Source organism: Kitasatospora sp. GAS204B, assembly GCF_029892155.1.
Classification (GTDB): domain Bacteria; phylum Actinomycetota; class Actinomycetes; order Streptomycetales; family Streptomycetaceae; genus Kitasatospora.
The window spans coordinates 401,024-413,179 of the sequence record NZ_JARZAG010000002.1; the positions used below are offsets into that span (position 1 = coordinate 401,024).

Below are 12,156 nucleotides of genomic sequence, written 5' to 3' on the forward strand. Positions count from 1 at the left end.
GACCCGTCAGCCCGCCGTCTGCTGTCACCCCGCTATCCGCCCCGGCTCGGCGACCACCCGCCGTCCGGACCCGCGCTGGCCGGCCACCAGTTGGGCCTCGGCCCGCAACTCGACCTCGCGGCGTCGCCGCCGGGCCAGCACCACCCGCCGCTCGGCCGCCGTCAGCCCGCCCCACACCCCGTACGGCTCCGGCTGCGCCAGCGCGTGCTCGCGGCAGGAGAGCAGCACCGGGCAGCGGGCACAGACCCGCTTGGCGTGCTCCTCGCGGGCCAGCCGGGCGGCCGTCGGCTCCTTGGACGGGGCGAAGAACAGCCCGGCCTCGTCCCGGCGGCAGGCCGCGCCGGTGTGCCAGGGGTTCTCCTCCTCCATGTGGTCGAGCCGCGCACTCGCGGGAGCGCCCAGTCGGGCACGCTCCGGCCCGCGCCGCTCGGTGGCGGCCCGGACGACGTCGGTGGTGCTGGGCTCGATCGGGTGCAGCACGGCGACTCCTGACACAGCTCGGGAAAGGCGCGCGTCACTGCCCGGCTGCCGCCCTGAGTGCCGTACGACGCCGTCTGACCGCAGCCGTTCAAGAAAACGATGTGCCCCAGGAGTTACCCCGCGCGATCCTGGTTCATGCACACCGTGTTCACCCGGGCACAGCCTGCACTCGAGTCAATCCCGGGTGCCGGGCCAGGAGTTGACGGAACGTGAGGTTCCGCGCGGCGGTCCGGCTCAGCCGTCGAGCTGCTTGCGCACCCACTCCTTGACCTTCGTGCCCCGGCGCGGCTTGGCGTCGCAACCGCCGAAGACCGCCGCGCCCTTCACCCGCACCACCGGGGCGTACGGGTCCGGCGCGGTCTGCTCCCGCACCTCGAAGCCGCCGAAGATGCCGACGCCGCTGCCGACCAGGGTGACGTTCTCCGGCACCCGGATCGACACCCCGCCGAAGACCGCCGAGACCTCGATCAGCACCTCGGGCGACTCGAAGACCGCGTCCGTCAGGTCCAGCTCCACCCCGCCGAAGACCGCGGTCGCCCGGATGTGCGAACCGACCCGCCAGCGCCCCTTGCGGGCCGAACCGCCGAAGACCGCCACCAGGTTGGCCGGCTCCTCGCGGGCCGGCGGCAACTGCCGGCCCGCGGCCGGCTGCGGCCGCTCGGCTCCGGGCGCGATCGGCTGGTGGGTCGGCAGGTCCCGGGTGAGCGGGGCCAGCTCGCCCAGCGTCTTGGCGCTGTAGGCCGCCTCGATCCGCTCGGCGTGCTCGTCCACCGTCAGCCGGCCCTCGGCGTAGGCGTCGCGCAGCAGTTCGGCGATCTTCTCCCGGTCGGCGTCGGAGGCGCGCAGCTCGGCCTCGGCGGGCCGGGTCTCCGGCGGCGCCACCGGCGCGGGTTCGGCCTTGCGCAGCGGGACGGGCCGCGCCTCGGGGGACTGGTCGGACGGCTCGGGTGACGGCGAGTTCTCCACGCGCCCAGCCTAGGGGCTGGCCCTGCACGGAACGAGGGGTCTCAGGGTCGTCTCCGGGTGCTCTCCGGGTCGGCCCGGCCCGCCTCAGGGTCGGCGTGACCCCGGTCACCCCCGCTCACCCGCCCGCGGCGTCCGGCGCCGCCGCCTCTAACCTGGAAGGCGCTTCGCCGACGCAGCACCCTCAATCCGTGAAGGACCTCGCATGGCACCCACGCCAGACTTCGCCTACTCCGACCTCCTCCCGCTCGGGGCCGACCCCACCCCGTACCGCAAGCTGACCTCCGAGGGCGTCAGCATCTTCGAGGCGGACGGGCAGCGCTTCCTGCGGGTCGAGCCCGAGGCCCTGCGGCTGCTCACCGCCGAGGCGATGCACGACATCTCGCACTACCTGCGCCCGGCGCACCTGGCCCAGCTGCGCCGGATCCTGGACGACCCGGAGGCCAGCCCCAACGACCGTTTCGTCGCGCTGGACCTGCTGAAGAACGTCAACATCTCGGCCGGCGGCATCCTGCCGATGTGCCAGGACACCGGCACCGCGATCGTGATGGGCAAGCGCGGGCAGAACGTGCTGACGCAGGGCGGCGACGAGGCCGCCATCGCGCGCGGCGTCTTCGACGCGTACACCAAGCTCAACCTGCGCTACTCGCAGATGGCCCCGCTGACCATGTGGGACGAGAAGAACACCGGCTCCAACCTGCCGGCCCAGATCGAGCTCTACGCGACCGACGGCGACGCGTACAAGTTCCTCTTCATGGCCAAGGGCGGCGGCAGCGCCAACAAGTCGTACCTGTACCAGGAGACCAAGGCGATTCTCAACGAGAAGAGCATGCTCTCCTTCCTGGAGCAGAAGATCCGCGGGCTCGGCACCGCCGCCTGCCCGCCCTACCACCTGGCCATCGTGGTCGGCGGCACCAGCGCCGAATTCGCGCTGAAGACCGCCAAGTACGCCTCCGCGCACTACCTGGACCAGCTGCCGACCAGCGGCGACGCGGCCACCGGGCACGGCTTCCGGGACCTGGAGCTGGAGGCCAAGGTCCTCGAGCTGACCCAGCAGATCGGCATCGGCGCCCAGTTCGGCGGCAAGTACTTCTGCCACGACGTGCGCGTCATCCGACTGCCCCGGCACGGTGCCTCGCTGCCGGTCGCGATGGCCGTCTCCTGCTCGGCCGACCGACAGGCGCTCGGCAAGATCACCGCCGAGGGCGTCTTCCTGGAGCAGTTGGAGACCGACCCGGCGAAGTACCTGCCGGAGACCACGGACGACCACCTCGACGACTCGGTGGTGCGGGTCGACCTGGACCGGCCGATGTCGGAGATCCGCGCCGAGCTGTCCAAGCACCCGGTCAAGACCCGCCTGTCGCTGACCGGCACCCTGGTGGTGGCCCGCGACATCGCGCACGCCAAGATCAAGGAGCGCCTCGACGCCGGCGAGGGCATGCCGCAGTACCTCAAGGACCACCCGGTCTACTACGCCGGCCCGGCCAAGACCCCCGAGGGCTTCGCCTCCGGCTCCTTCGGCCCCACCACGGCCGGCCGGATGGACTCCTACGTCGACCAGTTCCAGGCGGCCGGCGGCTCGATGGTGATGCTCGCCAAGGGCAACCGCTCCAAGCAGGTCACCCAGGCCTGCGCCAGCCACGGCGGCTTCTACCTCGGCTCGATCGGCGGCCCCGCGGCCCGCCTCGCCCAGGACTGCATCAAGAAGGTCGAGGTGCTGGAGTACGCGGAGCTCGGCATGGAGGCGGTCTGGCGGATCGAGGTCGAGGACTTCCCGGCCTTCATCGTGGTGGACGACAAGGGCAACGACTTCTTCGCCGAGGTCACCGACGGCCCGCTGATCACCAGCATCCGGGTCCGCTCGTAACTCGCGTCCCCGCCCCGGCGCGCCCGCCGCGCCGGGGCGGTGTCATGCCTGCCCGGTCTCGAACCGGCTGACCTTGCCGCCGACGACCTCGAACCGCCAGGCGGTGCGCATCTCGCCCCACGTCTCGTTGCGGAAGTCGGCGATCAGCGCCCGCCCGCCGTCCGACTCGCTCTGCACCGCCATGTGACCGCGGGTGGCGAAGATCTCCCGGTCGATCCAGTCGTGCAGGTCGCGGTCCGAGCCGTCGTCGGACATCGTCGCGTCGTCGGTGAGCAGCGCCAGGAACGCCACGCGGTCGTTGGCGTTGATCGCCGTCACCAGCGAGCGGACGGTCGGGTCGGTGAGCTTGGCGGGGGCGATGGTCATCTGACGGCTCCTCAACAGGTCGCTCCGGGGGATGCCAGCACTCTCACACACGCCCGCGCCGGGCGGACGGCGCAGCACCGCGCCGGTCCCTCCGCCGGCTCAGCCCCGGCGGCGCGGCGAGCGCGCAGCGGGCGTTCACTCGTAGGGATGGCCTGCTCGGGTGTCGCCGAGGTCCGGGTCGGGAGGCGTCGATCATCTGAGTAGATGCCAGTTCCACGTGATCGCAAGGCAGGTGCCGCATGACCCGCAGCTTGCTCCCTCACCCCGCCCGCCGCCTGCTGGTCGCCGGTGCCGCCCTCACCCTCGCCCTGGCGCCCGCGGCGGCGGCGAGCGCGGCTCCGCCGTCCCGTTCGGACCTCGAAGTCGTCGAGCTCACCCCGAACGCGGCTCCCCCCGGCGGGCTCACCACCGTCTCCGGCTTCGTCGCCAACGACGGCCCGGACACCACCGCCCACTCCTTCACGGTGACGGTCACGCTGCCCTTCGGCAGCTACGCCGTGGCACCGTTCTTCCCTGCGGGCTGCCTGCCGGGCATGGGCGGCCACAGCGTGCGCTGCACCTTCCCGGCCGGGCTGAAGCCGGGGCGGACGGCGAGCGCGCTGATCCCGACCCGGATCGAGGGGAACGTGCAGCACGGGACGGTGCTGACCGGCGGCCTGGTGATGGTGACCAGCGAGGACGACCCCAACCCGCTGAACAACAGCCGGCCGCTGGAGATCCCGGTCTCCTGAGCGGCGGTCGCACAGACGTCGGAGCCCCCGGGTGACCGGGGGCTCTCCGCGCGTAGTGTCGCTGGACAGGTACGCGATGCAATCAGGCCAAAGTCGGCGGGTTGTACGGCCGTTCGTCAGTGCGTGTTGACGATCAGGCCGTCCGGCTGAACGGTGCCGGCCTCGCGCTGCCGAGCCGGCGCGGCGGCCGCCGACCCAGCATCCTCGGCCGGCTCAACCTGCTGGTCGGCAGCCTGCTCCGTCGCCTGGATCGCGCCCGTCAGGACGCTGTCCGCCTCGTCGGCCTGCTCGGGCAGCGCGATCGGAGTGTCGTTATCGGCCATCGCCGGACCACCTCTCGGGTGTCAGTACTGGACCGCCCCGGTCGGTCTGGCCGCGGCGTGGGGACAGTATCGTAGGGTTCGTTAAATGTCTTATAAACAGCCCTCCCGCTGAACAATCCGCCCGTTTTGCCCTTCCTGACGGGGCATTGCGGCCGGACCATGGAGGGCACCGCTTCGAGATTCGAAGTACCAGGCCTTCGGGGGACCCTCATGGAGCTTCAGGCGACGCCGCACGATGCCGTGCCGCGCTTCCAGGTGCTCGGACCCGTCCAGGCCTGGCGCGACGAGCAGCCGCTCGCGCTGGGATCTCCGCAACAACAGGCCGTGCTGACCACCCTCCTGCTGCACCACGGCCGGCCGGTGACCACCCAGGAACTGGTGGACGGGCTGTGGGGAGACCGCCCGCCGCCGCAGGCCGTGGCCGCGCTGCGCACCTACATCTCCCGGCTCCGCTCCGTGGTCGAACCCGGACGCGAAGTCCGAAAGCCCGCCGAACTGCTGATTTCGGTACGGGACGGATATGCGTTGCGCATTCCGGACGAATCGCTCGACCTGGCGATCTTCAACGCTCGAACCGCCGAGGCCGCCGGCGCCCGGCAGGCCGGCCAGCCCGAAGCCGCACACCACCTGCTGACCTCGGCACTCTCGCTCTGGAACGGCCAGCCGCTGGCCGGGATTCCGGGCCCCTATGCGGAGTCGCAGCGTCAACTGTTGGTGGACCATCAGGTCGCGGCCCGCGAAGAGCGCTGCACGGTCGCGCTCGAAATCGGCCTGCACGCGGAAATCGTCGGCGAATTGAGCAACCTGACCGCCGAGCACCCGCTGCGCGAGGGGCTGCGCGAACTGCTGATGCTCGCGCTTTATCGGTGCGGTCGGCAGGCCGAGGCCCTCAACGTGTACGCGGCGACCCGAAAGCTGCTCATCGAGGAACTCGGTGTCGAGCCCGGTGCCGCGCTCGCGGCGATGCACTCCCGGATCCTCTCCGCCGACCCGAGCCTGATGAATTCCGCACCGGAATTGCGGATTCCGGCCGCCGAGAGCGTAGCCCTGGCGCCACCCGCCCAGTTGCCCGCCGACGTCTCGGACTTCAGTGGCCGCGAGAAGCTGGTCGGCGAGTTGCGCGAGCTGCTGCGGCGGGCCTCCGGTCAGGCGGTCGTGGTCACCTCGCTGGCCGGGATCGGCGGGGTCGGCAAGACCACGCTGGCCGTGCACGTCGCGCACGGCGTGCGGTCCGAGTTCCCCGACGGCCAGCTCTACGTCGACCTGCGGGGAGTCAGCGCCACACCCGCCGACCCGGCCGTGGTGCTGGGCGACTTCCTCTTCGCGCTCGGCGTCACCGAGGCGCCGGAGTCCTTCGAGCAGCGGGTGGCGATGTACCGCTCGATGCTGGCCGACCGGCGGATGCTGATCATGCTCGACAACGCGCACGACGCGGAGCAGATCACGCCGCTGATTCCGGGGGTCGCCGGGTGCGCGGTGCTGGCCACCAGCCGCTCGCGGCTGGCCGGCATCCCGGGCGGGCACCTCTTCGATGTCGAGGAGCTGCGGCCGGATGAGGCGCTGGAGCTGTTCGGCGCGATCGCCGGCCGGCACCGGGTCGAGGCGGAGCCGGACGCCGCGCTCGCCGTGGTGACCTCCTGCGGGTTCCTGCCGCTGGCGGTCCGGATCGCCGCGGCCCGGCTGGCGAGCCGGCCGCGCTGGACCGTCGCGGACCTGGCCCGGCGGTTAGCGGACCAGCGGCGCCGGCTCGACGAACTGCAGCTCGGGAACCTGGCGGTGGAGACCACGCTCGGCCTCGGCTACGGGCAGTTGCGGGCCGAAGAGGCCAGGGCGTTTCGCCTGCTCGCCCTGGTCGACTGCCCGGACCTGCCGCTCTCGGCGGTGGCCGCGCTGCTCGGCACCGGCGAGGACGAGGCGGAGGACCTGGCCGAGGCGCTGGTCGAGGCCAACATGCTGGAGTGCTTCACGCCCGGCCGGTACCGGTACCACGACCTGCTCCGGCTCTTCGCGCAGAAGCAGCGGGAGAAGGAGGCGGACCTGGCGGACACCCAGGCCGCGCTGCTGCGGCTGCTCGCCCTGTTGGTCGCCACCGTCCGCAACGCCGCGCAGATCCTGGAGCCGGACGAGCAGCTGAGCGAACCGCTGCAGGTCGTCACCCACCCCGGCGAACAGCTGAACGGCGCCGACTCGGCGCGCGGCTGGCTCCGCTCCGAGCTGGCGCTGATCCTGGGCGCGATAGACGAGTCGATCAACGGGCCGGCGGAACAGCTCCGGCTCTCCATCGACCTGCTGGTGACGCTGAACACGGTGGCGGAGGAGGCGAACCACGCGCAGCGGATCCGGCGTGCCCTCGCGGTGGCCGAGACAGCTTCGGCCGAACACGGCGACACCGACGCGCTGGCCCGGGTCCGCTACACGCTGGCCTTCTTCGCCTACCTGACCGGGAGCTATCCCGAAGCCGAGCGGGCGCTTCGGGACTGCCTGGCCGTGCTGGGCACGCAGACGCCGAGGCTCCGGTCGGCAGCGAGCAGTCTGCTCGGCACCGTCCTCACCACGGCCAGCCACCCGGCCGAGGCCTTGCCGTTCCTGGAGGAAGCCCGCGATCTGTCGACCACCCTCGCCGCGATGGGCAGCGCCGCCCGAATCGAGGGCAACATCGCCCGGGTCCACCTGAAGCTGGAGCAGTGGGACGCCGCCGTCGAGTCGGCCGGTTCGGCGGTCGCCACCGCCCGCGCCTCCGGGAACGTGCGCTGCCTGGCCGACACCCTCTACCAGCTCGGCGTGGTGCTGCGGACCACCGGTTCACCGGCGGAGGCCGCCACCCAGCTGCGCGAGGCGCACCAGCTCTACCAGGACCAGCAACAGCGGCTCTGGGAAGGCTTGTCGCTGGCCCGCCTGGCCGGCTCGCTGCTGGCGGACGACCAGCTGACGGAGGCCGCCCAGGCCGCCGAGGAGGCGCTGACCATCGCTCAGGAGATGGACACCGCCTACTGCCAAGGCCTCGCCAACGCCGCCCTCGGTGAGGCACTGCTCCGCCTGGGCACCCCCGTGCGTGGTCTCGCCTGCCTCGCCGAGGCCCAGGAGATCTTCACGCGGCTCGGTGTGCCGGAGGCCCACGCCGTGCGGAGCCTCATCGACGAACAGCACACCGAGCCCTCATCCACCACCAGCGCGCCGTAACACCGGGTCCCCCCAAGCGGGGCCCCCGTGCCCCGCTCCCCCGATACCCCGGTGTCCCCCGATTTCCCCCGTGTGGGAAGCACTCTCTCCCCCCGGACGAGGTGACCCCGCAGCCCCCCGGCTGCGGGAGCACCTCTACGCGCTTCCCCGGCGCTGAGAAGACTCTGACAGTCCGCGATTGACGTTCGATAAACGACGACTAACCGCCCCCGCACGTCGACCCAACCAGGCATACTGTCAGCTCAGCGGCCCGGCTGTCGCGCACCACCCCTCGCGCCATGCGGGCGTGCGGCGGGACCCGCACCACCCCGATCCGCCCCGTCATGCCCCCCGGTGACCGCCTGCCGCCCCGGTATCGACCCGCCCCCGACCAGGCAGCCGACCGGCGAATCGGCGCCCGTCGGGATGAGTTGGCCGGAAAGGGACTCCACAGCACGGTGATCGCGCATATTCTCAGAGGCCAGGTGGCACGTGCGGTTTCCGGCGTGTCGATACGGACCAGGGCGGAGTGGGCTGAGGGCTCGACAGGCAGCGCGGAGCGGGACACCACGACCGGCGCACGGCGCGGCGGCGGGTGGCCAGGTGGGAAAGGTGCCTCTCAATCGTGACGACGGGACAGATATCGGACCCCGCCCGGGGTGGGACCGCCGGGGCTGCCCCGACCTGCCACCGTGCGGACCGCAGCGCGGAACGCGCGCTGCAGGCGGTGGCCTTCGACGCGATCGGCGCCCGGTACAGCGAGGCGTTCCCCGCCAAGTCCGGCCAGCTGGCGGCCACTCGCCGGCTCCTCACCGAACTCCGGCCGGGCGAGCCGGTGTTGGAGATCGGCTGCGGCACCGGTGATCCGACGACCCGCCAGCTCGCCGAGGCCGGCCTGCGGGTCACCGCCATCGACCTCTCCGACGGGATGCTCTCGCTCGCCCGTCAGGCCCTGCCCGGCGCCGCCGACTACCACCGGATGGACCTCTACGACCTGGGCACCGTGCGCGCCGAGACGGCCTGGGGGCTGCCCGCGCTCGGTCCGGCCGGGGCCGGCGGCTTCGCGGCGGCCACCGCCTTCTTCTCCCTGATCCTGCTGCCGCAACGGGAGATCCAGCTGGCCCTGTGGCGGATCCGGACACTGCTGCGGCCCGGCGGCCTGCTGGCGCTCGGCATGGTCGAGGCCGACCTGGACGACTACCCGATGCGCTTCCTCGGCCAGGAGATCCGGATCAGCGGGTTCCTGCGCGAGGAGCTGGCCGAGCTGCTCCGTCAGGCCGGCTTCACGGTGGAGGAGCTGAACGGCCGTCCGTACGCCCCGGCTTGCAGCACCCTGCCACCGGAGGAGCAGCTCTTCCTGCACTGTCGCCGCACCGCCTGACGTACCCGCAGCACCCGCAGTACCCGTGGCACCCAGCTCCGACCGGCTCGTCCAGCGGGACCAGCAGAACCAGTTAGACCAGATCCGACCAGTAAGAACAGGCAGCCGTGCGCGACCTTCCCTCTCCTCAGGCCGGCCAGCCGCCCGCCGTCCCGGCCCAGCGCCGTCCGCCGCCCGGGCAGCCCGCCGCCGCCATCGCGACGCCGTTGAACCTGAGGGTCCGCCAGGCCGTGACCGAGCGGCTCGGCTACCTCAACGACGCCACCCGGCAGATCAACACCAGCCTCGATCCGGCCGCGACCGTCCGCAGCCTGGCCAAGGTGCTGGTCCCGGCGCTGGCCGACGCGGCGCTGGTCCACCTGCGCGAGCCGGTGCTGGGCGGCGGCCCGCGCCGGGACCGCGGCGGACCGGTCGAGCTGCGGCTGCACCGGGCGGAGGGCACCCGGCTCGGCAACGGCCGCCGGGTCGTCACCGCGCAGCCCGGCGGCGCGCTGGACCGGGCGCTGCGCGAGGCCGCGCCGGCCGGCCCGGTGGTGCTGGGCACGGCCGAGGGCGAGCGGCTGCGGCCTCTCTTCGCCGAGCTGTACGGCGCTCGCGCGCTGGCCGGGCTGGCCCGGGGCACGGCGCTGCTCGCACTGCCGCTGCGCGGTCGGGAGAAGCGCGGCAAGGAGGCCGACGGCAGGCAGCGGCGGGCGGACTCGGTGCTCGGCCTGCTGGTGCTGGTCCGCCGCCCCGGCAAGCCGGACGACGACTACCACCGACTGCACGCGCACACCCGGCACAGCGATCAGAGCAAGGAGCCGGCCCGCTTCGACCCGGCCGACACCCAGACCGCCGCCCACCTGGCCACCCTGGCCGGCCTCGCGGTCGACACCGCCCAGCGCTACACCCGCGAGTCGGAGATCGCCAACAAGTTGCAGCGCAGCATGCTGCCGGACGACCTGCCCCAGCCGCACGGGGTACGACTGGCCCACCGCTACCTGCCCGGTGAGGCCGACTCCCAGGTCGGCGGCGACTGGTACGACGCGATCCCGCTGCCCGGCAACCGGGTGGCGCTGATCGTGGGCGACGTGATGGGCCACTCGCTGACCTCGGCGGCCGTGATGGGTCAACTGCGGACCAGCGCGCAGACCCTGGCCGCGCTCGACCTGCCGCCGCACGAGGTGCTCTACCACCTGGACGAGCAGGCCCAGCGCCTCGGCCGCGAACAGCACCTGGCCACCTGCGTCTTCGCGGTCTACGACCCGATCGCCAACCGGATCGTGGTGGCCAACGCCGGACACATGCCGCCGGCGCTGATCCACCCGGACGGCCGCGCCGAACTGCTGGAGGAGCTGCCGGCGGGCGCGCCGATCGGCGTCGGCGGCGTCGACTTCGCCTCCCAGGAGCTGGACGCGCCGCCCGGCTCGGCGCTGCTGCTCTTCACCGACGGCCTGGTGGAGACCCGCCGCCGCCCGCTGGCCAGCGGCCTTGAGCGGCTGCGCGAACGGCTCTCCGGCGTGCACCAGCACTCCCCCGAGCAGCTCTGCCACGAGGCCCTGCGGATCCTGCCGCCCGGCGACCGCGGCGACGACATCGCCCTGCTGGCGGCCGCCTTCGACGGGATCCCGGCCGACGACGTCGCGTACTGGTACCTCCAACCGCGCAACGAGACCCCCGGGCGCGCCCGCCGGCTGGTCGGCCACGCGCTGCGCCGCTGGGGGTTGGACGAGCTGGTGGAGAACACCGAGCTGATGGTGAGCGAGCTGGTCACCAACGCCGTGCAGCACGCCAAGAAGCCGGTGACGCTCCGTCTGGTGCGCACCTCGGTGCTGCGCTGCGAGATCGGCGACGACAGCCCGCAGCTGCCGCGCCGCCGCAGGGCGGGCCTGGATGAGGAGCGCGGCCGGGGCCTGGAGCTGGTCGCCAAATGCGCCGACGACTGGGGCTCGACCCGGCTCGGCGGCGGCAAGATGGTCTGGTTCGAGCAGAAACTGCCGCCCCGGGCCTTCGGCGGCCGCGGGGCCCGCAGAGCGGGCGATGCCTGATGTGCAGGCCGACGTAGCCGGGCCCGCCGAATCACAACCGCCGGGTCACTGCCGCAGGCGGCGCCAGAGCGGGCGCGGGATGATGCGCAGGCCGTGCGAGAGGACCGCGAGCTTGCGGGGGATCCAGACCACGGCGGCGCCGCGCGCGACGGCCGCCGCGACGGCGGCGCCGACCGCGGGGGCGGTGGTGGCGGCCGGGGCGGGCGGCATGCCCTCGGTCATCCGGCCGATCACGAAGCCGGGGCGGACCAGCAACACCCGCACGCCGCTGCCGTGCAGGGAGTCCGCGAGGCCGCGGGCGAAGGCGTCCAGGCCCGCCTTGGCGGCGCCGTAGACGAAGTTGGCCTTGCGCGGGCGCACGGCCGCCACCGAGGAGAGCACCACGATCAGGCCCCGGCCCTGGGTGCGCAGGTGCGGCACGGCGGCGAGCAGCGTGGTGACGTGGCCGGTGAGGTTGGTCTCGATCAGCCGCCCCGCGGCCACCGGGTCGCCGTCCAGCACCTGCTGCGGCGTCAGGATCCCGGCGGCCGAGACCACCAGGTCGATCGGGCCGGTGGCGAAGAGGTCGTCCACCAGCCGCTGGTGGCTGTCGAGCGCGGTGGCGTCGTACGGCACGGTGCGCACCTCGTACGGCAGGTGCGCACCCAGCTCGGCCATCCGCTGCTCGTCGCGCCCGGCCAGGATCACCTCGGAGCCGGGCGGGGCGTCCAGCGCCTTGAGGATCTCGTGGCCGATCTCGCTGCCGCCGCCGAGCAGCAGGATCCGCCCCGGCGGGCGGCCGTGACCACCCGCCGGGCCGATCCCGGTCCCGGCCATCAGGTGCTCGGCCGCTTCGCTCGGGTGGTTCGCATCCGTCATG

The 12,156-nt window shown here is 72.9% G+C and carries 10 protein-coding genes; 5 read left to right on the forward strand and 5 right to left on the reverse strand.

The genetic code is table 11. The features are described from left to right. Positions 1 to 24: 24 nt before the first annotated feature. Together P3T41_RS04415 and P3T41_RS04420 are read right to left on the reverse strand one after the other, a co-directional pair. On the reverse strand, positions 25 to 369 hold the full coding sequence (locus tag P3T41_RS04415) for a WhiB family transcriptional regulator (RefSeq protein ID WP_280688042.1): 345 nt from the start codon (positions 367 to 369) through the stop codon (positions 25 to 27). Positions 370 to 714: 345 nt separating this feature from the next. Beyond that, positions 715 to 1,386, reverse strand: a complete 672-nt coding sequence (locus P3T41_RS04420) for a DUF1707 domain-containing protein (RefSeq protein WP_280688043.1) — start codon at positions 1,384 to 1,386, stop codon at positions 715 to 717. A gap of 262 nt (positions 1,387 to 1,648) precedes the next feature. On the opposite strand from P3T41_RS04420, the gene P3T41_RS04425 reads away from it, so the two are divergent. Beyond that, positions 1,649 to 3,310: a fumarate hydratase gene (locus P3T41_RS04425; protein WP_280687798.1), complete on the forward strand. Its 1,662-nt coding sequence runs from the start codon at positions 1,649 to 1,651 to the stop codon at positions 3,308 to 3,310. 42 nt (positions 3,311 to 3,352) lie between these two features. On the opposite strand, the gene P3T41_RS04430 is transcribed toward P3T41_RS04425, so the two are convergent. Beyond that, a complete protein-coding gene (locus P3T41_RS04430) occupies positions 3,353 to 3,676 on the reverse strand; it encodes a nuclear transport factor 2 family protein (protein WP_280687800.1) in 324 nt (107 codons plus the stop codon). A gap of 239 nt (positions 3,677 to 3,915) precedes the next feature. On the opposite strand from P3T41_RS04430, the gene P3T41_RS04435 reads away from it, so the two are divergent. After that, positions 3,916 to 4,407, forward strand: a complete 492-nt coding sequence (locus P3T41_RS04435; RefSeq protein ID WP_280687801.1) for a hypothetical protein — start codon at positions 3,916 to 3,918, stop codon at positions 4,405 to 4,407. Between the two features lie 116 nt (positions 4,408 to 4,523). Here the strand turns inward: P3T41_RS04435 and P3T41_RS04440 are convergent, their stop codons facing one another. Continuing rightward, positions 4,524 to 4,730, reverse strand: coding sequence for a hypothetical protein (locus P3T41_RS04440; RefSeq protein ID WP_280687803.1), 207 nt, complete (start codon positions 4,728 to 4,730; stop codon positions 4,524 to 4,526). Between the two features lie 210 nt (positions 4,731 to 4,940). Between P3T41_RS04440 and P3T41_RS04445 the strand changes: the two genes are divergently transcribed. The 3 genes from P3T41_RS04445 (at position 4,941) to P3T41_RS04455 (ending at position 11,297) form a co-directional block, all read left to right on the forward strand. After that, positions 4,941 to 7,910, forward strand: a complete 2,970-nt coding sequence (locus P3T41_RS04445; RefSeq protein ID WP_280687805.1) for an AfsR/SARP family transcriptional regulator — start codon at positions 4,941 to 4,943, stop codon at positions 7,908 to 7,910. A gap of 604 nt (positions 7,911 to 8,514) precedes the next feature. Beyond that, on the forward strand, positions 8,515 to 9,270 hold the full coding sequence (locus tag P3T41_RS04450; RefSeq protein ID WP_348533625.1) for a methyltransferase domain-containing protein: 756 nt from the start codon (positions 8,515 to 8,517) through the stop codon (positions 9,268 to 9,270). Between the two features lie 107 nt (positions 9,271 to 9,377). After that, complete coding sequence (locus P3T41_RS04455; RefSeq protein ID WP_280687807.1) at positions 9,378 to 11,297, forward strand: serine/threonine-protein phosphatase; 1,920 nt, start codon at positions 9,378 to 9,380, stop codon at positions 11,295 to 11,297. A 45-nt stretch (positions 11,298 to 11,342) separates the two neighbouring features. On the opposite strand, the gene P3T41_RS04460 is transcribed toward P3T41_RS04455, so the two are convergent. Continuing rightward, positions 11,343 to 12,155: an SDR family NAD(P)-dependent oxidoreductase gene (locus P3T41_RS04460; RefSeq protein ID WP_280687808.1), complete on the reverse strand. Its 813-nt coding sequence runs from the start codon at positions 12,153 to 12,155 to the stop codon at positions 11,343 to 11,345. Position 12,156: the final 1 nt, after the last annotated feature.

What these genes read in the sequence shown, in the direction of transcription:
- P3T41_RS04415 (WP_280688042.1), bottom strand. Translation starts at nt 369, where the DNA reads ATGGAGGAGGAGAACCCCTGGCACACCGGCGCGGCCTGCCGCCGGGAC.
- P3T41_RS04425 (WP_280687798.1), top strand. Translation starts at nt 1,649, where the DNA reads ATGGCACCCACGCCAGACTTCGCCTACTCCGACCTCCTCCCGCTCGGG.
- P3T41_RS04430 (WP_280687800.1), bottom strand. Translation starts at nt 3,676, where the DNA reads ATGACCATCGCCCCCGCCAAGCTCACCGACCCGACCGTCCGCTCGCTG.
- P3T41_RS04435 (WP_280687801.1), top strand. Translation starts at nt 3,916, where the DNA reads ATGACCCGCAGCTTGCTCCCTCACCCCGCCCGCCGCCTGCTGGTCGCC.
- P3T41_RS04440 (WP_280687803.1), bottom strand. Translation starts at nt 4,730, where the DNA reads ATGGCCGATAACGACACTCCGATCGCGCTGCCCGAGCAGGCCGACGAG.
- P3T41_RS04445 (WP_280687805.1), top strand. Translation starts at nt 4,941, where the DNA reads ATGGAGCTTCAGGCGACGCCGCACGATGCCGTGCCGCGCTTCCAGGTG.
- P3T41_RS04460 (WP_280687808.1), bottom strand. Translation starts at nt 12,155, where the DNA reads ATGACGGATGCGAACCACCCGAGCGAAGCGGCCGAGCACCTGATGGCC.